Source organism: Pseudomonas sp. Sample_20 (assembly GCF_004307585.1).
GTDB classification, from domain to species: Bacteria; Pseudomonadota; Gammaproteobacteria; order Pseudomonadales; family Pseudomonadaceae; genus Aquipseudomonas; species Aquipseudomonas atacamensis.
The window spans coordinates 1-24,471 of record NZ_RCOA01000082.1; the positions used below are offsets into that span (position 1 = coordinate 1).

At 60.0% G+C, this 24,471-nt stretch carries 21 protein-coding genes; 9 read left to right on the forward strand and 12 right to left on the reverse strand.

The window, feature by feature from the left end; all coding sequences use genetic code 11:
- Positions 1 to 761 (forward strand): mechanosensitive ion channel family protein (locus D8U70_RS17380; protein WP_130929390.1); only part of this gene is annotated, 761 nt, incomplete at its 5' end.
- A gap of 90 nt (positions 762 to 851) precedes the next feature.
- Here D8U70_RS17380 and D8U70_RS17385 read toward each other — a convergent pair.
- From D8U70_RS17385 to D8U70_RS17395, 3 genes are all read right to left on the reverse strand, one after another.
- On the reverse strand, positions 852 to 1,709 hold the full coding sequence (locus D8U70_RS17385; RefSeq protein WP_041478821.1) for a carboxylate/amino acid/amine transporter: 858 nt from the start codon (positions 1,707 to 1,709) through the stop codon (positions 852 to 854).
- A 361-nt stretch (positions 1,710 to 2,070) separates the two neighbouring features.
- A complete protein-coding gene (locus D8U70_RS17390) occupies positions 2,071 to 2,670 on the reverse strand; it encodes an FMN-dependent NADH-azoreductase (protein WP_130929391.1) in 600 nt (199 codons plus the stop codon).
- A gap of 231 nt (positions 2,671 to 2,901) precedes the next feature.
- Positions 2,902 to 3,216, reverse strand: coding sequence for a hypothetical protein (locus D8U70_RS17395; protein ID WP_016771198.1), 315 nt, complete (start codon positions 3,214 to 3,216; stop codon positions 2,902 to 2,904).
- Positions 3,217 to 3,265: 49 nt separating this feature from the next.
- On the opposite strand from D8U70_RS17395, the gene D8U70_RS17400 reads away from it, so the two are divergent.
- The 4 genes from D8U70_RS17400 to D8U70_RS17415 all read left to right on the forward strand — a co-directional run bounded on the left by D8U70_RS17400 (position 3,266) and on the right by D8U70_RS17415 (position 7,495).
- Entirely contained in the window at positions 3,266 to 4,189 is a 924-nt protein-coding gene (locus D8U70_RS17400; protein ID WP_016771199.1) for a LysR family transcriptional regulator, read from the forward strand.
- A gap of 14 nt (positions 4,190 to 4,203) precedes the next feature.
- Complete coding sequence (locus tag D8U70_RS17405; protein ID WP_130929392.1) at positions 4,204 to 5,007, forward strand: alpha/beta hydrolase; 804 nt, start codon at positions 4,204 to 4,206, stop codon at positions 5,005 to 5,007.
- A gap of 3 nt (positions 5,008 to 5,010) precedes the next feature.
- Positions 5,011 to 5,574 carry a peptidylprolyl isomerase gene (locus tag D8U70_RS17410; RefSeq protein WP_016771201.1) on the forward strand — a complete coding sequence of 188 codons (564 nt, stop codon included), beginning with the start codon at positions 5,011 to 5,013 and terminating at the stop codon, positions 5,572 to 5,574.
- 88 nt (positions 5,575 to 5,662) lie between these two features.
- Complete coding sequence (locus tag D8U70_RS17415; protein WP_071174707.1) at positions 5,663 to 7,495, forward strand: ABC transporter ATP-binding protein; 1,833 nt, start codon at positions 5,663 to 5,665, stop codon at positions 7,493 to 7,495.
- Positions 7,496 to 7,612: 117 nt separating this feature from the next.
- Here D8U70_RS17415 and D8U70_RS17420 read toward each other — a convergent pair whose 3' ends face one another.
- A complete protein-coding gene (locus D8U70_RS17420; RefSeq protein ID WP_130929393.1) occupies positions 7,613 to 8,737 on the reverse strand; it encodes a GNAT family N-acetyltransferase in 1,125 nt (374 codons plus the stop codon).
- 281 nt (positions 8,738 to 9,018) lie between these two features.
- Between D8U70_RS17420 and D8U70_RS17425 the strand changes: the two genes are divergently transcribed.
- Positions 9,019 to 10,341, forward strand: a complete 1,323-nt coding sequence (locus tag D8U70_RS17425) for a putative porin (protein WP_073472890.1) — start codon at positions 9,019 to 9,021, stop codon at positions 10,339 to 10,341.
- A gap of 177 nt (positions 10,342 to 10,518) precedes the next feature.
- On the opposite strand, the gene D8U70_RS17430 is transcribed toward D8U70_RS17425, so the two are convergent.
- From D8U70_RS17430 to aceK, 5 genes are all read right to left on the reverse strand, one after another.
- Entirely contained in the window at positions 10,519 to 10,758 is a 240-nt protein-coding gene (locus D8U70_RS17430) for a zf-HC2 domain-containing protein (protein ID WP_130929394.1), read from the reverse strand.
- Positions 10,752 to 11,363: a sigma-70 family RNA polymerase sigma factor gene (locus D8U70_RS17435; protein ID WP_041478829.1), complete on the reverse strand. Its 612-nt coding sequence runs from the start codon at positions 11,361 to 11,363 to the stop codon at positions 10,752 to 10,754. The genes D8U70_RS17430 and D8U70_RS17435 overlap by 7 nt, the downstream gene beginning before the upstream one ends.
- 135 nt (positions 11,364 to 11,498) lie before the next feature.
- The gene (locus D8U70_RS17440; RefSeq protein WP_076566474.1) at positions 11,499 to 12,620 is read right to left on the reverse strand and encodes a beta-ketoacyl-ACP synthase III; all 1,122 of its coding nucleotides are present in this window, start codon (positions 12,618 to 12,620) and stop codon (positions 11,499 to 11,501) included.
- Positions 12,621 to 13,073: 453 nt separating this feature from the next.
- Positions 13,074 to 16,985, reverse strand: a complete 3,912-nt coding sequence (gene hrpA / locus D8U70_RS17445; RefSeq protein ID WP_130929395.1) for an ATP-dependent RNA helicase HrpA — start codon at positions 16,983 to 16,985, stop codon at positions 13,074 to 13,076.
- Positions 16,986 to 17,217: 232 nt separating this feature from the next.
- Positions 17,218 to 18,939 carry a bifunctional isocitrate dehydrogenase kinase/phosphatase gene (gene aceK / locus D8U70_RS17450; protein WP_130929396.1) on the reverse strand — a complete coding sequence of 574 codons (1,722 nt, stop codon included), beginning with the start codon at positions 18,937 to 18,939 and terminating at the stop codon, positions 17,218 to 17,220.
- Positions 18,940 to 19,153: 214 nt separating this feature from the next.
- On the opposite strand from aceK, the gene D8U70_RS17455 reads away from it, so the two are divergent.
- Positions 19,154 to 20,062: a DMT family transporter gene (locus tag D8U70_RS17455; RefSeq protein ID WP_110645017.1), complete on the forward strand. Its 909-nt coding sequence runs from the start codon at positions 19,154 to 19,156 to the stop codon at positions 20,060 to 20,062.
- A gap of 113 nt (positions 20,063 to 20,175) precedes the next feature.
- On the opposite strand, the gene D8U70_RS17460 is transcribed toward D8U70_RS17455, so the two are convergent.
- On the reverse strand, positions 20,176 to 21,039 hold the full coding sequence (locus tag D8U70_RS17460) for a DMT family transporter (protein ID WP_071174701.1): 864 nt from the start codon (positions 21,037 to 21,039) through the stop codon (positions 20,176 to 20,178).
- 446 nt (positions 21,040 to 21,485) lie between these two features.
- On the opposite strand from D8U70_RS17460, the gene D8U70_RS17465 reads away from it, so the two are divergent.
- Positions 21,486 to 22,031: a hypothetical protein gene (locus tag D8U70_RS17465; protein ID WP_130929397.1), complete on the forward strand. Its 546-nt coding sequence runs from the start codon at positions 21,486 to 21,488 to the stop codon at positions 22,029 to 22,031.
- Positions 22,028 to 22,228 (forward strand): hypothetical protein, encoded by a 201-nt coding sequence (locus tag D8U70_RS17470; RefSeq protein WP_071174699.1) that lies wholly within the window; start codon positions 22,028 to 22,030, stop codon positions 22,226 to 22,228. The genes D8U70_RS17465 and D8U70_RS17470 overlap by 4 nt, the downstream gene beginning before the upstream one ends.
- A gap of 43 nt (positions 22,229 to 22,271) precedes the next feature.
- Here the strand turns inward: D8U70_RS17470 and D8U70_RS17475 are convergent, their stop codons facing one another.
- Both D8U70_RS17475 and cysK read right to left on the reverse strand, forming a co-directional pair.
- Entirely contained in the window at positions 22,272 to 23,210 is a 939-nt protein-coding gene (locus tag D8U70_RS17475) for an aspartyl/asparaginyl beta-hydroxylase domain-containing protein (RefSeq protein ID WP_041478836.1), read from the reverse strand.
- 184 nt (positions 23,211 to 23,394) lie between these two features.
- Positions 23,395 to 24,369, reverse strand: coding sequence for a cysteine synthase A (gene cysK, locus D8U70_RS17480; RefSeq protein ID WP_016771214.1), 975 nt, complete (start codon positions 24,367 to 24,369; stop codon positions 23,395 to 23,397).
- Positions 24,370 to 24,471: the final 102 nt, after the last annotated feature.

Sequence of the window (24,471 nt, forward strand, 5' to 3'; positions counted from 1 at the left end):
CGGTGATTCTGTTGGTCTACAAGGACACCCTGCTGTCGTTCGTCGCCAGCGTGCAACTGACCAGCAACGACATGTTGCGCGTCGGCGACTGGATCGAGATGCCGCAAGTCGGTGCCGATGGCGACGTGGTCGACATCACGCTGCACACGGTCAAGGTGCAGAACTTCGACAAGACGATCGTCTCGATCCCGACCTGGCGGCTGATGTCCGAGTCGTTCAAGAACTGGCGCGGCATGCAGCAGTCCGGCGGTCGGCGGATCAAACGCAGCCTGTTCATCGATGCCAGCGGCGTGCGCTTCATCCGCGACGACGAGGAAGAAAAGCTTTCCCAGGTGCACCTGCTGACCGACTACATGGGCCGCAAGAAAGCCGAGCTCAAGGCCTGGAATGAGGCCCAGGGCAATGTCGCGGCAATGTCGGCCAACCGCCGCCGCATGACCAACATCGGCACCTTCCGCGCCTACGCGCTGGCGTATCTGAAGAGTCACCCGGAGATTCAGCCGAACATGACCTGCATGGTCCGGCAGATGCAAACCACCGCGCAGGGCATTCCGCTGGAAATCTACTGCTTCACCCGCACCACGGTGTGGGCCGATTACGAGCGGATTCAGGGGGATATTTTCGATTACCTGCTGGCGGTGTTGCCGGAGTTTGGCTTGAGTCTGTATCAACAGCCGAGTGGCGGGGATTTGCGCGCAGGCTTGCTGCCGGCGGTGCTGGGCTCGGCGAGTATTCCGGAGCCGGAAAAACACCTGATGTAACTTACTAATCACATGTAGGAGCTGCCGAAGGCTGCGATTTTCTGATGTTCAAGATCAAAAGATCGCAGCCTTCGGCAGCTCCTACACGGGTTACGCAGTGCGTTTAATGCCCAACCGACTGATCCACACCGCTGCCAGAATCACACCCCCACCAAGGAACAACCGCCCCAGTTCCTCATGCTGATTCCAGATCAGCAAATTCAACAGCAGCCCCACCGGCACATGCAGGTTATTCATCACCGCAAGTGTGCCGCCATTGACCATGCACGCGCCCTTGTTCCACCAGTACAGACCCAATGCAGTCGAGACCAGCCCGAGAAACAGCAACACGCCCCATTGCAGCGGCGCTTCCGGCAGAAAGTTCGACTTGCCGAACAACAGGAACGCTGGCAGCACAACCGCCAATGCGCCCAGGTAGAAATAACCGAAGCGGCGGTAATGCGGCAGATCGCTCGGATGCTTCGCCACCAGGTGCTTGTACAACACTTGCCCGGCGGCGTAGGTGAAGTTGGCCAGTTGCAGCAGCAGGAAGCCCATGAAGAAGTCGGGACTGATGCTGTCGAAGCGAATCACCGCCGCACCGCCGACTGCCACCAGCGCAGCAATCAATGCCCACGGGTTGAAGCGGCGGTTCAGCGCGTCTTCGATCAACGTCACGTGCAGCGGCGTGAGAATGGTGAACAGCAACACCTCCGGCACCGTCAGCACGCGGAAGCTCAGGTACAGGCAGACGTAAGTCACACCGAACTGCAACGCGCCGATCAGCAACATGCCACGCATGAACGCCGGCTCCACCGAACGCCAGCGTGTCAACGGAATAAACACCAGCCCGGCCAGCACCACGCGCACCAGCACCGCGAAGTAACTGTCGACATGCCCTGCCAGGTACTCGCCGATCAGACTGAAGGAAAACGCCTGGATCAGCGTGACAAAAAGTAGATAGCCCATGCTCGCCTCGAAAATCGAATGGCGGCGACGATAGCGGGTTTTGCGCCAGACCGCGAACCCTCGAACAGCACAAATCCCTGTGGGAGCGGGCTTGCCCGCGATGAGGGAGGGTCAGGCAAGTATTTGTCGACTGACACTCCGCCATCGCGGGCAAGCCCGCTCCCACAGGGACTTATGTGAAATTCGGATGTGCAGTGTTCAGAAAAATCGCAGACAAAAAAAAGCCCGATCTCGCTAAAGCGTTCAATCGGGCTACAGCACTCAGGAGCAAAAGTGCAAAGGGAGGTTCGATGCGCGTGGAACCTTGAAGGGGTTGCGCCAGGTCACTTAAACAATCGGCGATTATCTGGCGATTAACCGATCAAGCGACCTGAGACAGTTTGGCGTTGGCCTGATTCAGGCCCTTCTCCTGGAAGTCACCGCCCAGGTTCATGCCCTCTGCATGGATAAAGGTCACGTCGTTGATGCCGATGAAACCCATCACCTGGCGCAGGTACGGTTCCTGGTGATCCGCCGGGCCACCGGCATACACACCACCGCGAGCAGTCAGGACAAAGGCGCGCTTGCCGCCGAGCAGCCCCTGCGGACCGGTTTCGGTGTACTTGAAGGTCACCCCGGCGCGCAGCACATGGTCAAGCCAGGCCTTGAGCGTGCTCGGGATCGCAAAGTTGTACATCGGTGCAGCCATCACCAGCACGTCGGCGGCGAGCAGCTCATCAGTCAATTGGTTGGAGCGGTCCAGGGACGCCTGTTCGCTGTCGTTGCGCTGTTCGGCGGGCTTCATCCAGCCACCGAGCAAGTTGGCGTCCAGATGCGGCACCGGGTTCGCGGCGAGGTCACGCACGGTGATCTGATCGGCAGGGTGCGCGGCTTTCCACTGAGCGATGAAGGTCTGGGTCAGTTGACGGGAAACCGAGTCTTGCTGGCGGGCACTGCTTTCGATGATCAGAACGCGGGACATGGTGTGTAGCCTCCATCCGAATATGTTGTAAGTCGATGGAGTGAAGGTTAAACAGAGTCGAATCGATGAAAAAGCGCAAATATCCGCTGTAACCCATCGATAAATTCGTTTATAAGCTAGACCCATATCCCCTGTGGGAGCGAGCCTGCTCGCGAAAGCGGAATGTCAGTCACATCATCTCTGGATGACACTCCGTCTTCGCGAGCAGGCTCGCTCCACAGGGAAATAGCGTTATTTCGGGGTGCAGGTCAGTTTGATGCGCAGCTTGATGATCTCGCGGGTGAACTTGGCCGTGGCGTTTTTATGCTTGCCCGCCGGCACATCGATGCTGCGCGTGCGCGGTGCTTCCGGGCCGTTGCTGAACACCGCACGGCAGGTCGCGTCGACATCACCGTAATTGGCCACACGGATCGAGCCGATGTCATTGTCCGTGTCGTACGTCTCGTAGTCGATCTTCATGCCGTTGAGATCCTTTTGCACATCGATCGGATAGGCAAACGCGGTCAACGGCAGCAGCGCCAGCACCACACAACAGAATTTTTTCATTCGGCAGTCTCCATGAGGGACGGCCAGCTTAGGACAAGAGGAGCTATTGATGAAAGCGCCCCGCGTGACCCTTGATCAATGGCGAACGTTGCAGGCCGTGGTCGACCACGGCGGATTCGCCCAGGCCGCCGAGGCCCTGCACCGCTCGCAATCGTCGGTGAGCTACACCGTCGCCCGCATGCAGGATCAGCTCGGCGTGCCGTTGCTGCGCATCGACGGGCGCAAAGCCGTGCTCACCGAGGCCGGCGGGGTATTGCTGCGCCGTTCGCGGCAATTGGTCAAACAGGCCAGCCAACTCGAAGACCTTGCCCATCACATGGAGCAAGGCTGGGAAGCGGAAGTGCGGCTGGTGGTCGATGCGGCCTACCCGAGCGCGCGGATCGTCCGCGCCCTGACCGCGTTCATGCCGCAGAGTCGCGGCTGCCGCGTGCGTCTGCGCGAGGAAGTGTTGTCGGGGGTCGAAGAAGTGCTGCTCGAAGGCGTGGCGGATCTGGCGATCACCGGCCTGAGCATTCCCGGTTACCTCGGTGCGGAATTGAGTGATGTCGAATTCGTTGCCGTCGCCCACCCTGACCACCCGCTGCATCGGCTCAACCGCGAACTGAGCTTTCAGGATCTGGAAACCCAGATGCAAGTGGTGATCCGCGACTCCGGCCGCCAGCAGCCGCGCGATGTCGGCTGGCTCGGCGCCGAGCAGCGCTGGACCGTCGGCAGCCTCGCCACCGCCGCGACCTTTGTCAGCAGCGGCCTGGGATTTGCCTGGCTACCGCGGCACATGATCGACCGCGAATTGAAGGATGGTTCGCTCAAGCTGCTACCGTTGGATCGGGGCGGCAGCCGCAATTCGAGCTTCTATCTGTATTCGAACAAGGACAAACCCCTGGGCCCGGCCACGCAGATCCTCATCGAACTGCTGCGCACCTTCGACACCTTGCCGCTGGACGCACCGTTTGCCGCACCTGAACAAGCCTGACACGGAGTTCACCGATGGCGTATTTCGAGCACGAAGGTTGCAACCTGCATTACGAGGAATATGGCCACGGTGCGCCGTTGCTGCTGGTCCACGGGCTCGGCTCGAGCACCCTGGACTGGGAAATGCAGATCCCCGCGCTGGCCGCGCACTTCCGGGTGATCGTCCCGGACATTCGCGGCCACGGGCGCTCGGACAAACCCCGCGAGCGCTACAGCATCGCCGGGTTCAGCGCCGACCTGCTGGCCTTGATCGAACACCTGCGCCTCGGCCCGGTGCACTACGTCGGGCTGTCGATGGGCGGGATGATCGGTTTTCAGCTGGCTGTCGATCAGCCGCAAGCGCTCAAGAGCCTGACCATCGTCAATAGCGCGCCACAGGTCAAATTGCGCAGCCGCGATGATTATTGGCAGTGGTTCAAACGCTGGAGCCTGATGCGCCTGCTCAGCCTGGAAACCATCGGCAAAGCCCTCGGCAGCAAACTTTTTCCCAAGCCGGAACAGGCCGATCTGCGACGGAAAATGGCCGAACGCTGGGCAAAAAACGACAAACGTGCTTATCTCGCCAGCTTCGATGCGATCGTGGGCTGGGGCGTTCAGGAACGACTTTCCCGGGTGTCCTGTCCAACGCTCGTCATCAGCGCCGACCGTGACTACACACCGGTGGCGTTAAAGGAAACCTATGTAAAACTGCTGCCGGATGCGCGGCTGGTGGTCATTGACGACTCGCGCCATGCCACCCCGCTCGATCAACCCGAACGCTTCAATCACACGCTGCTGGATTTTCTCGCCACAGCCGACCTTCACTCTCAGGATCACTGACCCATGCTGAAAAAACTCGCCCTCGCCGCCGGCTCCGTACTGTTTGCCGCCAACCTGATGGCTGCTACCCCGGCCAAGGCGCCTCACGTGCTGCTGGACACCACCAACGGCCAGATCGAAATCGAACTGGACCCGGTCAAGGCACCGATCAGCACGAAGAACTTCCTTGAATACGTCGACAGCGGCTTCTACAACAACACCATTTTCCACCGCGTGATCCCGGGCTTCATGGCTCAGGGCGGCGGCTTCACCCAGCAGATGCAACAGAAAGAAACCAAGGCGCCGATCAAGAACGAGGCCAGCAATGGCCTGCACAACGTTCGTGGCACCCTGTCGATGGCGCGTACTTCCAACCCTGATTCGGCGACCAGCCAGTTCTTCATCAACGTTGCCGACAACGCATTCCTCGATCCGGGCCGTGACGCTGGTTACGCGGTGTTCGCCAAAGTGGTCAAGGGCATGGATGTCGTGGACATCATCGTCAACTCGCAGACCACCACCAAACAAGGCATGCAGAACGTGCCTGTCGACCCTGTGATCATCAAGTCGGCCAAGCGCATCGACTGAGTTTCGCCGGGCATATCGAGCGGCGTGGGGCTGAGCCTGCACCGCTCGCACTGATAAAAGGAGAGCCCGGATTCCGGGCGTTTATCTGATGCTCTATCGCCGTTTCGAACAACTGATCGATATCTTCCGCGACGCCCCGACGGCATCACCGCCGGACCGCGTCTGGCCCTTCTACGTCTATTACCTGAAGCAGGTCTGGCCGAGTTTCGCTGCCCTGCTCGTCATCGGCCTGTTTGCCTCATTGATCGAAGTAGCGCTGTTCAGCTACCTGAGCCGCATCATCGACCTGGCGCAAGGCACGCCCAACCCGAATTTCTTCAGCGACCACGCCCTCGAATTGACCTGGATGCTGGTGGTCGCTCTGGTGCTGCGACCGATCTTCTTTGCCCTGCACGACCTGCTGGTGCATCAGACCCTGAGCCCGGGCATGACCAGCATGATCCGCTGGCAGAACCACAGCTACGTGCTCAAGCAGAGCCTGAATTTCTTCCAGAACGACTTCGCCGGGCGCATCGCCCAGCGCATCATGCAGACCGGCAACTCGCTGCGCGATTCTGCCGTGCAAGCGGTCGACGCGCTGTGGCACGTGGTGATCTATGCGATCAGCTCGCTGGTGCTGTTCGCCGAGGCCGACTGGCGCCTGATGATCCCGTTGCTGACCTGGATCGTTGCCTACATCGGCGCGCTGTATTACTTCGTGCCACGGGTGAAGGAGCGCTCGGTGGAAGCCTCCGACGCGCGCTCGAAACTGATGGGCCGTATCGTCGACGGCTACACCAACATCGCCACGCTGAAATTGTTTGCCCACACCAATTTCGAACAGCACTACGCCAAGGAAGCCATCGAAGAACAGACCGTCAAAGCGCAGATGGCCGGTCGCGTGGTGACCAGCATGGACGTGGCGATCACCACCATGAACGGCCTGCTGATCGTCGGCACCACGGCGCTGGCGTTGTGGCTGTGGACGCAGTCGCTGATTACCGTCGGCGCGATTGCCCTGGCCACCGGCCTGGTGATTCGTATCGTCAACATGTCCGGCTGGATCATGTGGGTAGTCACCGGCATTTTCGAAAACATCGGCATGGTCCAGGACGGTCTGCGCACCATCTCGCAACCGGTCAGCGTCACCGACCGCGAGCAGGCCAAACCGCTGGCCGTGGCCTCGGGCGAAGTGCGTTTCGAGCACGTGGATTTTCACTACGGCAAGAAGAGAGGCATCATCGGCGACCTCAATCTGACGATAAAACCGGGGGAGAAAATCGGCTTGATCGGCCCGTCCGGCGCCGGCAAATCAACCTTGGTCAACCTGTTGCTGCGCCTGTACGACGTCGAGGGCGGGCGCATCCTGATCGACGGGCAGAACATCGCCGAAGTCGGCCAGGAAAGCCTGCGTGCGCGGATCGGCATGATCACCCAGGACACCTCGCTGTTGCACCGCTCTATCCGCGACAACTTGCTCTACGGCAAACCCGACGCCACCGACGCCGAACTGTGGGAGGCGGTGCACAAGGCTCGCGCCGATGAGTTCATTCCACTGCTGTCCGACGCTGAAGGCCGCAGCGGTTTCGATGCGCATGTCGGCGAGCGCGGGGTGAAATTGTCGGGCGGTCAGCGCCAGCGCATCGCGATTGCGCGGGTGCTGCTCAAGGACGCGCCGATCCTGATCATGGACGAAGCGACCTCGGCACTGGATTCGGAAGTCGAAGCAGCGATTCAGGAAAGCCTCGAGACCTTGATGCAGGGCAAAACCGTGATCGCCATCGCCCACCGTCTCTCGACCATCGCGCGCATGGATCGCCTGGTGGTGCTGGAAAACGGCAAGATCGCCGAGAGCGGCACCCATGCCGAACTGCTCGCCCATCGTGGCCTGTATGCACGGTTGTGGGCGCACCAGACCGGAGGCTTTGTCGGCATCGACTGATCGCGCGATATGATCGTTCCCACGCTCCGCGTGGGAATGCCTCAAGGGACGCTCCGCGTCCAGTGACGCGGAGCGTCACGGCCTGCATTCCCACGCAGAGAGTGGGAACGATCATGGTCAGGTTTGGCGATAAGGCAACGCGGTGCGGGCCTCTTCGGCATAGGCCAGAACCCCGGCGCGCTCCTGCTGGAGAAAATCCTTCACCGCTGCTTTCAACCCCGGATGGCGCAGGTAATGCCAGGAATGGGTGATCACCGGTTCAAAGCCGCGAATCAACTTGTGCTCGCCCTGCGCCCCGGCATCGAAACGCTGGATGCCTTGGGCAATCGCGTAATCCATGCCCTGATAAAAACACGTCTCGAAATGCAGCCGATCAAACTCGGCCAGGCAGCCCCAATAACGCCCGTAGAAACTATCGCCACCGACCAGACTGAACGCCATCGCCACCGGCCGGGAGCCCTGTTTGGCCAAGACCACGCGAATCGCTTCGGGCATGCGTTCGGCCAGCAGGCTGAAGAACTCGCGCGTCAGATACGGCGCCTGACGCCGCACCGCATAAGTGTTGGCATAGCAGGCGTAGACGAAATCCCACTGCGCCTCGCCCAGCTCTCGCCCCTCCAGCCACTCGAACTCGAAGCCCTGCCCCGCCACCTGCTCGCGTTCCTTGCGCATCTGCTTGCGCTTGCGCGAACTGAGGGCGTCGAGAAAATCCTGAAAGTCGCGGTAACCACGGTTCTGCCAGTGATATTGACAGCCGATGCGCTGCAGCCAGCCCGGCTGCTCGGCCATCGCCGCATCGGTAAACGGATTGGTGAAGTTGATGTGCGCGCTGGACAGTTCTTCGATCTGCAAATAGCCGGGCAGGCTTTTCAGCAGTTCGAAACCGTCCTCCACTGTTGCCGCCAGCAAGCGCGGGCCGCTGACCGGACTGAAGGGCACGGCGGTCAGGAGTTTGGGGTAGTAATCGATGCCGGCGCGGGCGCAGGCGTCGGCCCAGCCATGGTCGAACACGTACTCGCCGTACGAATGCCACTTGCGATAACTGGGCAGTGCGGCGATCAGTCGATCATCTTCGATGTGCAGTAAATGTTCGGGCTGCCAGCCTGTATGCGGGCCGACACTGCCGCTGTCTTCCAGCGCGCTGAGGAAGGCGTGGCGCAGGAACGGCTGGTTGTCCGGCACCAGCGCATCCCAGCTTGCCGGGGCGATTTCTGACAGGTCTTGCAGGCGTTGCAACGGCATTCACTGGCACTCCACAGCTTGGCGACAAAGCCCGGCGAGTATCGCTGATCGCGACCCCGTTGCACACGCTCAATCGGCCGACAGCGCTCTAACTCGATAGTTCACGCCTGATACGCATCGTCATCAACCTGCCATCACTGTGCCACCGCTCTGTCATAAACCATCGCGATACTGGCGCCTGTTTTTAGAGCGCCGGGTTCTAACCCGGACACAGTTTTCCGGCCTTCAGGCCGGTTGTGCCCAGGATGGTTCAGCCATCCCCTTCATCTTCGGAGATTGCTATGCGTCTTGCTTCCACGAAAACTGCAGCGGCCCTGTGCGGCGGCTTGTTGCTGGCCATGAGCGTTCCGGCCAGTGCTGCAGTCGACGCCAAACTGCTCGACATGCTCAAGGCCAACGGGTCGATTTCCCAGGCGCAGTACATCGAGCTGCAAACAGAACTGGCCAAGGATCAGAAGGCTCAGCAAATCGCCCAACAGGCGCAGCAGGAAACCAACGAACAAGTGGCGGCGGTCGCGAAGAAGACCAACGAACAGAGCCTGTTCGATCAGAAACTGGCCTGGGCGGCCAAGACCCAGTTCAAGGGCGACGTCCGTATCCGTCAGGAAACCATCAAGATCGACGGCGAGCCGAACAACGGCGGCCGCGACAAGGACCGCCAGCGCATCCGTGCGCGTCTGGGCGCCTATACCGAGATCAACCCGCAAGTCGACACCGGCATCCGTATCGCCACCGGCGGCGGTGACGACGCGCGCTCGACCAACCAGGATCAGGACAACTACTTCGACAAGAAGCAGATCTGGCTCGACCTCGGCTACATCGACTATCACCCGGATCAGATCAAGAACCTGCACGTGATCGGCGGCAAGATGCTGCAACCATGGGTAAGCATGGGCGACGTGATCTGGGACAGCGACATCAACCCGGAAGGTCTGGCCGTTACCTACAAATACCCACTGGGCGGCAGCGCCGAACTGTTCGGCAGCCTGGGTAACTACAACCTCAAGGACAACGTTGACGGCGACGGCGTGCAATTCCGCCACGACCTGCGCCTGACCGCTGGCCAGTTGGGCAGCCGTTTCAACATCACTGACAACCTGAAGATGACCGTCGGCGGCAGCGTCTACGCTTACCAGAATGACGATGACAGCCGCTGCACCGGCACCTCGACGCCGTGCGCCCTGGCAGTCAACGGCAACTCGGCGAACAACGAATTCCGTCTGTATGAAGGGTTCAGCCAGATCGACATCGGCGGCCTGCCAATGCCACTGTCGTTCTACGGCCAGTACGTGAAGAACAACGATGCCGTGACCGATCAGGACACCGCATGGTTGCTCGGCGCCAAGTCGAAAGTGTTCGGCTTCAACCTCGACTACAACTATCGCGACGTGCAGCGCAACGCCGTGGTCGGCGCCTTTACCGACTCCGACTTCGCCAACGGCACCACCGGTTCGCGCGGGCACAAGTTCAAGGTCGGTTACGACATCGACAAGAACTTCGCCGTCGGCGCCACGTACTTCCTGACCAAGGCCGACTTCGCCAGCCGCAGCCAGCGCGATGCAGATGCCAACACCCTGCAGCTGGATGCTGAAGCGAAGTTCTAACAAAGTAATAGCCCGGTGCGGGCGGGACGATCCCCATCATCCGTTCGTTTCACCCGCACCGGGTTATTTCTGCAGGATGCAAAAACCCCCTGTAGGAGCTGCCGAAGGCTGCGATCTTTTGATCTTGATCCTGAAAACAAGATCAAAAGATCGCAGCCTCGTTTCACTCGACAGCTCCTACAGGGGGTTGTCTTTTCGTCGTTGCTCGGCCAGACGCTCAGCCAGCGCATCGACGTTCTCATCCGGTTTGTCCGGCAGCGCCTTCAGGGTTGCCTGCATCACGCGCATCTGCCGCATGAAGCGCCGGCAGTTGCGGCAGAACAACAGGTGATGACGCACCATCAGCGTCTCGCGAAAGCTCAGTTGGCCATCGAGATAATCGCTGGATCGTGCCACTTGCTCCTTGCAGGTCAACATTCTCCTGTCTCCTCAAAATGTTCCACGGTCGCGAAGACCTTCAAGCGTGCCCGGTGCAGCAGCACGCGGACATTGGAGAGCGAGATCTCCAGAAGATTACAGATCTCTTCCAGCTCCAGGCCCTGGCGCTCGCGCAACAGCAGGACACTGCTCTGCAACTCGGACAGACTCAGCAACGTGTGTTCGAGGCATTCGCGCAGTTCGTTTTCGGTGAGCAGCGCCTCTGGGGTGTCCTGATGCCAGGCAAATGGCGCGACCAGCCAGTGACCGTCGCTCGAGGAAAATCGATCGTCACCGATGGTGCCGTGAGGTGATGGCAGGTCGTCGAGCAGGACTTCCCGGCGATTGAGCTTGTAGCGACTCTTGGCCGAATTGGCGGTGATGGTCAGCAACCAGGTCTTGAGGCTGGACCGGCCTTCGAAACTGGCTAGATGACGCACCACCGACAGCCAGGCATCCTGCACCACTTCCTCGACATGACGCTGGCCGACAATCGCGTAAGCCACCGCGCGCATGGCGCTCTGATATGTGGTGACCAGTTCCTTGAAAGCCTTTTGCTCCCCCGCCAGCAGGCGCGTGAGCAGTTGGGTGTCGTCAGCCGCCATCCATCAATCCCCTTGTCCGGACTTCGAAAATGAACGCGGCAGGTGTTGACCTGCCGCGACGTCCGAAAAATTACAGCGTTTCAATCGCTTCGGATGTAGGAAAGATCGACGCGATTAAGGGGAAATTAACCTGTTTCAGCGCTTGCGCAGCAACACGCTACCAATCGAGTAACCGGCACCGAAGGAGCTGAGCACCGCCAGCGAACCCGAGGCCAGATCATCCTGGTATTTGTGGAAGGCAATGACCGAACCGGCCGAGCTGGTGTTGGCGTAGCTGTCGAGAATCACCGGCGCTTCTTCTTCGGTGGCTTCGCGGCCGAGCAGCTTGCGCACGATCAGGTGGTTCATGCTCAGGTTGGCCTGATGCAGCCAGAATCGCTTCACGTCGCCGACGTTGAGCTGGTTCTCTTCCAGGTGCTCGCCGATCAGTTCGGCGACCATCGGGCAGACATCCTTGAACACCTTGCGGCCTTCCTGCACGAACAGCTTGTCGCGGGCACCGATGCCCTCTTCCGCCGCTCGGTTGAGGAAGCCGAAGTTGTTGCGGATGTTGTTGGAGAACTTGGTCAGCAGTTTGGTGCTGACCACGTCGAACTGGTACTCGGAGGTCGCCAGATCCGCGCGTTCGATGATCACCGCAGTCGCGGCATCGCCGAAGATGAAATGGCTGTCGCGATCACGGAAGTTCAGGTGCCCGGTGCAGACTTCCGGGTTGACCATCAGGATCGCCCGCGCCTGGCCCAGTTGCACGCTGTTGGCGGCGGCCTGGATGCCGAATGTGGCGGAAGAACACGCCACGTTCATGTCGAAACCGAAACCTTCAATGCCCAGCGCTTCCTGGACTTCGATGGCGATGGCCGGGTAAGCGCGTTGCAGGTTGGAGCAGGCGACGATCACGCCGTCGATGTCGGCGGCGGTTTTGCCGGCTCGTTGCAGGGCTTGTTCGGCAGCGCCAACGGCCATCTGGCAGAGCACCGACCATTCATCGTTGGAACGCTCGGGCAGGCGCGGGGCCATGCGTTGCGGATCGAGGATGCCGTCCTTGTCCATGACAAAGCGGCTCTTGATGCCCGAGGCCTTTTCGATGAACGCGGCGCTGGATTCGGTCAGGGCCTGGACTTCACCGCTGGCAATGGCCTCGGCGTTATCGGCGTTGAACTGGGCGACGTAGGTATTGAAAGACTGCACCAGCTCTTCGTTGGAGATGCTGTTGGCCGGTGTGTACAGGCCGGTGCCGCTGATGACGACGTTATGCATGGTCGTTTCTCTAATCTGTTCAGGCAGAAAGTGCTGGAACCGTCGTACCAACACGCAAAGGGTCTATTCCCATCCGGGGGACGCAAACCTGGCATCGTTTTATTCCGCAGCGCGACACGGCCGAAGGCTCTGGGTCGCGAAACGGCGGGTTATGGTGGCGAAGTTTGCCATAAACCCGAGGTTTTGGCGCCTTTCTCCTGCTCAACTCGATCCCTGCAGGAGCTGCCGAAGGCTGCGATCTTTTGATGATCGTTCCCACGCTCCGCGTGGGAACGCAGCCCGTGACGCTCCGCGTCACTGGACGCGGAGCGTCCCCAGAGGCATTCCCACGCAGAGCGTGGGAACGATCGATGAACCGAGCTCGCAGGTTTTGGGGCGGCTTCGCCACCCAACGGGGATAAATCCCCTCGCCACAAAGACCGCTTCCTCAGGGGGATTGTGTATGGCTGCAGGTCAGGGCTCGACCTGGCTCCACTGTTTGCTCAGGCGCTTGTCGGAGATCGGCACTTTGGTGCCCAACTGTTGAGCGAACAGCGACACGCGGTATTCCTCCAGCCACCAGCGGTACAACTCCAGCTGCGGATCACGCTTGCCTTCCTGCGCATGCTTGGCCGCGCGGGCCTGGTATTGCGCCCACAGGCCAGCGAGTTCGCCGCTCCAGACCCGATCCTTCTGCACCTGTGCGCCGAGTTTCTCGAAACGCTGCTCGACCGCTTTCAGATAACGCGGCAACTCCTTGAGCCACTGCATCGGCGTTTCGCGGACGAAACCCGGATAGACCAGATTGCCGATCTGCTGCTTGATGTCGTTGAGTGCCACCGCTTGCGCCAGATCGATCTTGCCCTTGAAGCGTTTTTGCAGACCGTGCCAGATCTTGAGGATTTCCAGCGTCAGCCGCGCGACTCGCTCCGCGTGCTCGGTCCAGTTGCCGCGTTTGCGTTCGGCCAATGCCGCCAATCCGGCGCCATCGCGGGGCAACGGGTCTTCACCTTCGAGAATGCAGCTGTCGAGGCTGGCCAACAGAATGTCTTCAACCAGCGCATCGACGCGGCCCAGTTCGCGATACAGCAAGCCCAATTCAGTCTGCCCGGGCAACTTGCCCCGCAGGAATTTCGCCGGCTCGGCCAGTTGCTGCATCAGCAAACGCTGCAAGGCGCGCCGGTGCTGGAACTCGGCTTCGGCCGGGGTCGAGAAGCGCCCTTCCTTGACCGTGCCGCCCTCTTCCACCAGCGCCGGGTACACGGTCATCGACAGCCCGGCGATCTTCTGCTGGGTCTTTTCCGCCACCGGCGCAAAGACTTTTGCCTCCACCGGTTGCTGACTTTGCGCACTCTGCGGCACTGCCAGCGCGGCCTGGCTGGCTTCGGCGAAGCGTGCAGTCAACTCAGCCAGATCGCGGCCTTCGCCAAGGAACTTGCCCTGGCCATCGACGATTTCCAGGTTCATGCGCAGATGGCTCTCAACCTGCTGCGCCGCTTCTGCCCACGCTTCATCGCTGACCCGCGCGCCGGTCATGCGCAGCAGCTCGCGACCGAGCGCTTGCGGCAGCGAACCTTCGGCGAAAGTCATGCGCTGCAACGCGGCCTTGATGAAGTCCGGCACTGGCACGAAGTTCTTGCGCAGGGCTTTCGGCAGGTTGCGCACCAGGGCTATGCATTTGGCCTCAATCAAGCCCGGCACCAGCCATTCCAGACGCTCCGGCGGCAACATCGGCAGCAACGGCGCCGGCACCCGCAAGGTCACGCCGTCGCGCGGGTGATTGGGCTCGAAATGATAAGTCAGCGCCAGTTCCAGATCGCCAATGTGCAACGTATCCGGGTAATCACGGGCGGTGACTTCGCTGGCCTCGCGGGCCAACACGTCTTCTTCGCGCATGATCAGCAGTTGCGGGTCTTTCTGGCTGTTGACCTTGTACCAACTGTCGAAGGTCGCGGTCTGGTGGATCTCCGCCGGCAGACGTGCATCGTAGAAGGCGTACAAGGTTTCTTCGTCGGCGAGAATATCGCGACGGCGAGCCTTGGCCTCCAGTTCGTCGAGCTGCTCGAGCAGTTTCTGATTGGCGCTCAGGCATTTGGCCCGCGACTGAATCTCGCCGCGCACCAAGCCTTCGCGGATAAACAGCTCACGGGATACCACCGGATCGACCGGGCCGTAATGCACCGGGCGACGACCGACGACGATCAGGCCGAACAGGGTGATCTGCTCGTAGGCGACGACCTGACCGCGCTTCTTTTCCCAGTGCGGCTCGAAGTGGTTCTTCTTGATCAGGTGCCCGGCCAGCGGCTCGATCCAGTCTGCATCGATCTTGGCGACCATGCGCGCGTAAAGCTTGGTGGTTTCCACCAGTTCGGCGGTCATCAGCCACTGCGGGCGCTTCTTGCCGATGCCCGACGACGGATGAATCCAGAAGCGCCGCTGCCGCGCGCCGAGGTAATCGCCGTCTTCGGTTTTCTGGCCGATCTGGCTGAGCAAGCCGACCAGCACCGCTTTGTGCAGCTTCGGATAATCCGCCGGCTCTTTGTTCAGGCTCAGCTGCATGTCGCGGCAGATCAGGCTCAACTGGCGATGAGAGTCACGCCACTCGCGCAAGCGCAGGTAATTGAGGAAATTCTTCCGGCACCAATTGCGCAGCGGATTGGCGGTCAGCGCCTGGCGCTGTTCTTCAAAACCACGCCACAGATTGACCAGGCCGGCGAAGTCGGAATCCGGATCCTTCCATTGCGCATGGGCCTGATCCGCCGCTTGCTGACGCTCCGGTGGACGCTCGCGCGGGTCCTGAATCGACATGGCGCTGGCGACGATCAGCACTTCCTGCAGACTGCCAAGCCTGGCCGCTTCCAGCAGCATGCGGCCCATGCGCGGGTCGACCGGCAAGCGCGCCAACTGTCGACCGAGCGGCGTCAGCTGACTGTTGCGATCCACTGCCGAAAGCTCTTGCAGCAGGTTGAAACCGTCGCTGATCGCCTTGCCGTCCGGCGGTTCGATAAACGGGAACGCGGTGATTTCGCCGAGGCGCAGATGGAGCATCTGCAAAATTACGGCGGCGAGGTTGGTGCGCAGAATTTCCGGATCGGTAAATTCCGGGCGGCCGAGGAAATCCTCTTCGCTGTACAAACGCACGCAGATGCCCGGCTCGACCCGCCCGCAACGACCTTTACGCTGATTGGCGCTGGCCTGGGAAATCGCTTCGATCGGCAAGCGCTGCACCTTGGCCCGATAGCTGTAGCGACTGATGCGCGCGGTGCCGCTGTCGATCACATAGCGAATGCCCGGTACGGTCAACGAGGTTTCGGCGACGTTGGTCGCCAGCACCACACGACGGCCCGGGTGCGACTGGAAGATGCGCTGTTGTTCAGCCGGCGACAGGCGCGCGTACAGCGGCAGGATTTCAGTGTGCTTGAGCTGGGCCTTGCGCAGCATGTCGGCAGCATCGCGAATCTCGCGCTCGCCGGGCAAAAACACCAGTACGTCACCGGGACTGCGCCGTTCGCTGCGCTCGTAGGCGGCGATTTCGTCGAGGGTGGCGAGAATCGCCTGATCGACGGTCAGGTCATCCTCGACCCGGTTGCCCTCCTCGTCCTGCTCAAGCGTCAGCGGCCGGTACCAGGTTTCCACCGGGAAAGTACGCCCCGACACTTCGACGATCGGCGCGTCATCGAAGTGCTTGGAGAAGCGCTCCAGATCGATGGTCGCCGACGTGATGATGACCTTCAGGTCGGGACGGCGTGGCAGCAGGGTTTTCAGGTAACCGAGGAGGAAATCGATGTTGAGGCTGCGTTCGTGGGCTTCGTCGACGATGATCGTGTCGTAGCGTTCCAGATAACGGTCGTTCTGGGTTTCCGCCAGCAGAATGCCGTCGGTCATCAGTTTGATCAGGGTGTTGGCATCGCTTTGATCTTCGAAACGCACCTGATAGCCGACCAGCGCTCCAAGCGGCGTGCCGAGTTCTTCGGCGACACGGCTGGCGACACTGCGCGCGGCGATCCGACGCGGCTGGGTATGGCCGATCAGACCGTGCTGGCCGCGACCGATTTCCAGACAGATCTTCGGCAACTGGGTGGTTTTACCCGAGCCGGTTTCGCCGGCGATGATCAGCACCTGATGTTGCTCCAGGGCCTTTTTGATCTCGTCGCGCTTGGCCGCGATCGGCAAACTGTCGTCGTAACGAATCACCGGCAGGCTCGCGCGACGCGCCAGCACCTGATCACAGGACGCCTGCATCCGCACCACCCACTGGGCCAGTTTGGCTTCGTCGGGTTTCTTGCGCAGCTCAAGCAACTGCCGCCGCAGCCGGTGACGGTCGGCGAGCATGGCGTGATCGAGGTTTTTCAGCAGTTTGTCGATGGAGGGCGATTCGTCGGTCATCGGGTAGGCAATTCGGTCGTCTATTTATGCAGGGGGCGGATTGTCGCAGATTTGCGGCACCGAACACGACTGTGAGGTGCTCTTGTGGCGAGGGGATTTATCCCCGATCGGCTGCGCAGCAGTCGCCGACTGGATATCAACGTCGATCTGAAGCGTCTTAGTTGAATGGTTTTGGGGGTGCTTCGCACCCCATCGGGGATAAATCCCCTCGCCACAATGTATTCAGGGGGATTTATTCGTTATCGCGGCCCTTGCGCCGGTATGGGAAGACATCGATGACCTTCCCCGCCCGAATCGCCTCCTGCAAGCCCTTCCAGTAATCGGCGTTGTACAACTCGCCATGCAATTGATCGAACAATTTCCGCTGCCCGGCATCGGCAAACAGGAACGGCGGAAACTCTTCGGGAAACACGTCCAGCGGTCCGATCGAGTACCACGGCTCGGAGGCCATTTCGTCCTCCGGCGTGCGCGGTTGCGGGATGTGGCGGAAGTTGGCTTCGGTCAGGAAGCAGATTTCGTCGTAGTCGTAAAACACCACGCGCCCGTGACGGGTGACGCCGAAGTTTTTCAGCAGCATGTCGCCGGGAAAAATATTCGCCGCCGCCAATTGCTTGATCGCCAGACCGTAATCTTCCAGCGCTTCGCGCACTTGCGCGTCGTTGGCGTTTTCCAGATACAGGTTGAGCGGAGTCATCCGCCGCTCGGTCCAGCAGTGGCGGATCAGCACGGTTTCGCCTTCGACCGAAACCGTCGACGGCGCGACCTCTAGCAGTTCCTCCAGACACGCCGGATCGAACTTGCTCAGAGGAAAACGAAAGTCGGCAAATTCCTGGGTATCGGCCATGCGCCCGACCCGATCGACGCTTTTCACCAGCCGATACTTTTCGATCACCGTGGCGCGGTCGACGTTTTTCGACGGCGAAAAGCGGTCCTTGATGATTTTGAATACGGTGTTGAAACCCGGCAGGGTAAACACGCTCATGACCATGCCGCGCACGCCCGGGGCCATGATGAACTGATCGTCGGTGTTGGCCAGGTGATTGATCAGCGCGCGGTAGAACTCCGACTTGCCGTGCTTGTAGAAGCCGATCGAGGTGTACAGCTCGGCGATGTGCTTGCCCGGCAGAATGCGTCGCAGAAAACCGATGAACTCCGCCGGCACCGGTACATCGACCATGAAATACGAACGGGTGAAAGAGAAGATTATCGACACATCGGCTTCGTCGGTGATCAACGCATCGATCTGAATGCCCCGACCTTCGCGGTGCAACAGCGGAATCACCAACGGCCACTGCTCATCGCGGGTGTAAATGCGCCCGACCAGATACGCGCCTTTATTGCGGTAGAGCACCGAGGAAAATAGCTCGACGCTCAGCTCCGGGTCCTTGCACACCCAGTCCGGCAGATTCTCGCGCAGTTGTGCTTCGAGCCGCAGCAGGTCGCCAGGCAGATCGGCGTAATCTTCGCTGAAGCGGTAGTCGGCGAAGATGCTGGCGAGCATCCCGGACAGTTGGCCCTGCGGCTTATAGGTGCGGGTTTGCGCGGCGCGGGCGCGGCGCAGGCTCGGGCGCGTGGTGTGGATGAACATGCAGCCGTCGCTGATCAGGTCGTGGCTGAACAGCCCGCAGAAAATCGAGTTGTACCAGGTTTCGGACAGCTCATCGTCGAAGCGCAGGTCGATGACACTGATATAGGCGCTTTTCACCAGCGGCCAGCAGCTGACGTTCATCAGGGTCTCTTCGTCGAAATACTCGCGCAGGCGAACGACGGTTTCGCCAACCTTTTCTTCGTACAGACTGATCCGCGCCGCCGACGCGGCCTGGGCTTCTTGCCAGCGCGCCTGTTCGAAGCGTTCCCGCGCACCATCGGTGATGCGGCGAAAATGCTCGCGGTAATCGTCGAAGCCGGCGAGGATCATCCGGGCGATCTCGGTGGCTGGCCATTGCTGCGACATAAATGAAACCTCGGCGGGAATTCGGTTGGTCTGAGCTTAGTCACGGAAGCGCTCGCAGGAAAAGCGCAATTTCTGCCAAAACCGATACAGCGCTGACCGTTGACGGTGTTTCTCGCGCAGGTTAATCCCAAGGCAGAATTAAAAGCCCGAATAGCGGTTGCCATGATCCGGACGCTCGGCAACACTCTCGTCCCGATCAAGGAAGGAGCCCGCCGTGAGCCCTGTCGATATTTTCCGTATGTTGTCGCTGGCCGCTATCTGGGGCGCGAGTTTTCTGTTCATGCGCATCATTGCCCCGGTGATCGGCACGATCCCGACCGGGTTCTTTCGCGTGTCGATCGCGGCTGCCGGGCTGCTGGTGATCCTTGGGCTGATGCGCATCAGCTGGGATTTCAAGGGCAAGCTGAAGACCGTGATGCTGCTGGGCGTAATCAACTCGGGGATTCCGGCGACGCTGTATTCGGTGGCGGCGCAAGTATTGCCGGCCGGCTACTCGGCGATCTTCAATGCCACCACGCCACTGATGGGCGTGCTGATTGGCGGCCTGTTTTTCGGCGAAAAACTCACAGCGGCCAAGCTCAGCGGCGTGTTCCTCGGTCTGTTCGGCGTCGGTGTGCTGACGCGTGCCGGTCCCGTAGCCTTCGATCTGCAACTGCTGATGGGCGCGGTCGCCTGCCTGCTGGCGACCACTTGCTACGGCTTTGCCGGATTCCTCGCACGGCGCTGGCTGGATCAGGCCGGTGGGCTGGACAGCCGTTTGTCGGCACTGGGCAGCATGCTCGGGGCGACGTTGTTTTTGCTGCCGCTGTTCGCCTACAGCACCATCACCGCGCCGCCGGTCAGCTGGGGCGGCTGGCAGGTCTGGCTGTCACTGCTCGGCCTGGGCCTGGGTTGCACGGCGTTTGCCTACATCATCTATTTCCGCCTGCTCAGCTCGATCGGCCCGGTGAAATCGATGACCGTGACCTTCATGATCCCGCCGTTCGGCGTGTTGTGGGGGGCGTTGTTGCTGGATGAGCCGTTGTCGATGGCGCACATTTACGGCGGGGTGCTGATTGCGGCGGCGTTGTGGCTGGTGTTGAAGCCGGCGGTGGTGAAGCCTGCAAAGATGTCAGTCCGTTAGATTTTCTGCCGCAGATATTCGCGAGCAGGCTCACTCCCACAGAAAAATACATTCCAATGTGGGAGCGAGCCTGCTCGCGAAAGGCGGCGCAACAAGCGCCACCTGCCTATCGGCTATCCGGTTTTACGGAACACAAATACCAACCCGACAATAATCAGCAGCATTCCCAACACGCTCAACGCCGCCAGCCGATTGCCGAAAATCAGGTAATCCATCACCGCCGTCACCGCCGGCACCAGATAGAACAGGCTGGTGACATTCACCAGATTGCCCCGCGCGATCAGTCGATACAGCAACAGCGTCGCCAGCACTGAAACCACCAGCCCCATCCATAACACCGGGACAATGAAGCCTGCGCTGTGTTCGAAGTGAAACGGCTGGAACGGTACGAAAATCGCGCACAGCAACAGGCCGGCCAGGTACTGCACTGGCAGCGTGCCGAGCGGATTGTCGGTGATGCGTTTTTGCATGATCGAGCCGAGCGTCATGCTCGCCAGCGCCAGCAAACCGAACAGCATGCCGGCCCAGGACATTCCCGCCAGACCGATCCCTTGATAAACCACCATGACCAGCCCGGCCAGGCCCAGCGCCAGGCCGAACAGGCGGCTCGCCGAACGCTGCCGTTCCATCAAGACCACGGTGAGGATCGGCTGAACGCCCATGATCGTCGCCATTACCCCCGGCGTGACTTTGCAATCCAGCGCCAGCAGATAAAAGATCTGATAGGCCCCGAGCAACACCAGTCCCGTGGCGATCGCGAACAGCATCGGCTTGCCGCCCTTGGGCAACTTCAATTTCAGCAACGGCGCCAGCAAGACCAGCCCGCACAGGGCGATGGCGAAGCGAATCAGCAGAAAGGCAAAGGGCGAAGCATGGGCGAGGCCCCACTTGGAGAAAATCGCCCCGCTGCTCCACAGCAGAACGAACAGGCTCGTCGACGTCGCCGCGAGCGCGGATTGTTTCGAAAGGACAAACATGAATACCACCTGTAGTCAGGCAAGAAGCCAACTCAGCCGAAGCTGAAATTCAGTAGGTTGTTCTGGCGGGCGCAGGGGTCAGCAGAAACTGCCGATCAACCCCGCACACCAACGCCCGGCGGCGAAACGACTGCGCACACCGGCGTGCTACTGACAGGTGGAGGGTAATGACTGATCTGCACAGACTGCCGATTCCCGCACGGCACGACGCCAGCGTTGACCGCTGAATCGACTACCGCGTTGATGAGGGATGCAGGCATGGATGCTGATCTTTATTGAGGAAATGAAGGCGTGAGCATGGCGCTCAAGCGGGCTGACTATAACCAGCCCGGGACACAGATTGCAATGACTTGGGCAATGGGCCGGTAGCGACAGTGCGGCGCCGGGTGGTTAGGGTTATTGGCGTGGCAACGGATTGTCAGGAGACATGGAATGCAAGAGATCACATGCCAACGGAACGGACGTATTTGCGGTATCAGGTTTATCGGTCAGAGGCGAGGAAGCGGGCCGCTTCGCAGATTGCCGGCTTACAAGGCCAACTCAAGGCGGCCGACGCTTCGATTATGGATGTATCCCTAATTCAATTCGAACCGATAAACAGGCATGCGCTTCATGCTTTTGAAACATGGGAAGAACCCTGCTTTTTCTGGCATGAAGTCATCGCGTGGAAATCACGTGAGCCACGCGCATTGGACATTTCTATCTGGTTCGCCGGGCAGCTCTGCGGCCTGTGTTTTGCAAACCCGAACAATAGTCGACGAAGATTACGAGTTGTGAGATTGGAAGGGCGTCCTGGCGGAACACATCCTTTGAAAAATCGCATAGGACTACTAGCGATGATGGTAATTGAGCAATACGCGCATTTCGTTGGCTGCGATGTTATCGAAATACAAGAGCCGCTGGACGGTGCGATACCCGTTTATCAGAAGCTGGGTTTCAGCTTCGACATCGAAGGCCGCCTTGTCAAAACCTTGGAGAATCCAGTACTGTGAAAGCCAATCAATCACTGATCAAAGCGGGAGGCAACATGAAAAAAGCGAAACATAGACCTCCCGAAGCACTGGTCAGATCGCTGAAAACTAAAAGATTGGCTGATCATGAATTGACCGCTAATCAACGGCGTCTGTTGCAACTGCTGATCACCGGTATCGAAGATGAGCCCTCGGTGCTGGCCGCTGGCCGATTGTGAAAAAACCGCTCCTGAGGAGCGGTTTTTTATTTCTGAGCCAGCGTCAACCAAACAACCAATACCCCAGCAACGTCAGCACCAACACCGCCAGCACCGGGCGCATTACCCTGTAGGCCTTGGGATGCCGGCGCTTCCACTGCTTGACCACGCCGCTGAAACGGTCGCTGAAGTTCTTGCTCCAGGCATAAGCCTGGTTGATGCCGCCAACGCGTTCATCATCAAGATTCTGCGGCGCGGTGGCGCGGCCGAGCCAGCCGCTGATGAAGCGATTGATGCGGGTCATCAGGCGGTTGCTCAGCGGGCGTTCGATGTCACAGAACAGAATCACTCGAGTCTGAGCGGTTTCATTCTTGACCCAGTGCACGTAAGTCTCGTCGAACATCACGTCATCGCCGTCGCGCCAGGCATAGACCTGACCGTCGACGAAGATCCGGCAATCATCGGAGTTGGGTGTCGACAGGCCGAGGTGATAACGCAGGGAGCCGGCGAACGGGTCACGGTGCGGATTGAGGTGACTGCCGCCCGGCAGCAGCGCGAACATTGCGCCCTTGACGTTGGGTATGGCACTGACCAGCGCCACGGTTTTCGGGCAAAGGGCTTCGGCCGACGGCAGCGGTTTGTCGTACCACTTCAGATAGAACCGCTTCCAGCCCTTCTTGAAGAACGAACCGAAACCCGCATCATTGTTCTTCTCGGCGGCGCGAATGTAGCCTTCGTCGAACAGGTGCATAGCTTCGTCGCGAATGGTTTCCCAATTGTCGCGCAGTACATCCAGCTCCGGAAACTTGCTGCGATCCAGATACGGTCTGGATGGCACTGCGGAAAACAGGTACATCAACGCGTTGTACGGAGCAAACAGTGCGGAGTGGTTGACGAACTGGCGCAATACCGGCAAACGCGCCTTGCCGCGCAAATGCACATAGAGCGTGCTGCCCAGAAACAGCAACAGCACAAACGCCTTGGCGGCAAACGAAACGGTCATCAACGACTCCTTGAATAAAGACAACGCTGCGCAATGCCCTTTTCCCGGCATGGCAGCCGGCCATGATAAACACTACCGGCTCCGGGAAAAACCCGCCTGACACAAGATTCAGTGTTAAGCATTACGCAACAAAGCCTTTATTAACATGCAGCGCCTGAACCTTGGCTGACTTGAATCAACAGGCTTACTGCTGGTTCTCCTGCTCGGTAAACAGGTCACTGAACAGCATGCTCGACAGATAACGCTCGCCCGAATCCGGCAGCACCACGACGATGGTTTTGCCCTGCATCTCTGGTTTCTCCGCCAGACGCACCGCCACCGCCATGGCAGCACCGCAGGAAATCCCGCACAAAATCCCCTCTTCCTGCATCAGGCGCAAAGCCATGGCCTTGGATTCTTCATCGGTCACCTGTTCGACGCGATCGACCATCGACAGATCAAGATTCTTCGGCACAAAACCGGCGCCAATGCCCTGAATCTTGTGCGGGCTCGGCTTGATCTCGGCACCGGCCAACGCTTGCGTAATCACTGGCGAAGACGCCGGCTCGACGGCCACCGACAGAATCGGTTTCCCGGCGGTGTTCTTGATATACCGCGAGACACCGGTAATGGTTCCACCGGTACCTACGCCAGCCACCAGCACATCCACGGCGCCGTCGGTGTCGTTCCAGATTTCCGGGCCGGTGGTCTTCTCATGAATCGCCGGGTTGGCCGGGTTATCGAACTGCGCCGGCATGAAGTATTTGTCGGCATCGCTGGCGACGATTTCCGCAGCTTTCTCGATGGCGCCCTTCATGCCCTTGGCCGGCTCGGTCAACACCAGTTCCGCGCCCAAGGCTTTCAGAACCTTGCGGCGCTCGATGCTCATCGACGCCGGCATGGTCAGCATCAATTTATAGCCACGCGCAGCGGCAACGAAGGCCAGACCGATACCGGTGTTACCGGAAGTCGGCTCGACAATGGTCATGCCCGGCTTGAGTCTGCCGCTGCTTTCGGCGTCCCAGATCATGTTGGCGCCGATTCGGCATTTGACCGAGTAACCGGGGTTGCGCCCCTCGATCTTGGCCAGGATGGTGACCCCGCGCGGCGCGATGCGGTTGATCTGGACCAGCGGCGTATTACCGATGGAGTGGGCGTTGTCAGCGTAAATACGGCTCATGGCTGGGTCCTTATGCAGCGTTGAATTCAGCCTTCCAAGGTAAGCCCGTTGCCGATCACAGTCCAGTCGGGTCGAACGTCTGCAAACGCGCGGAGTCAATCG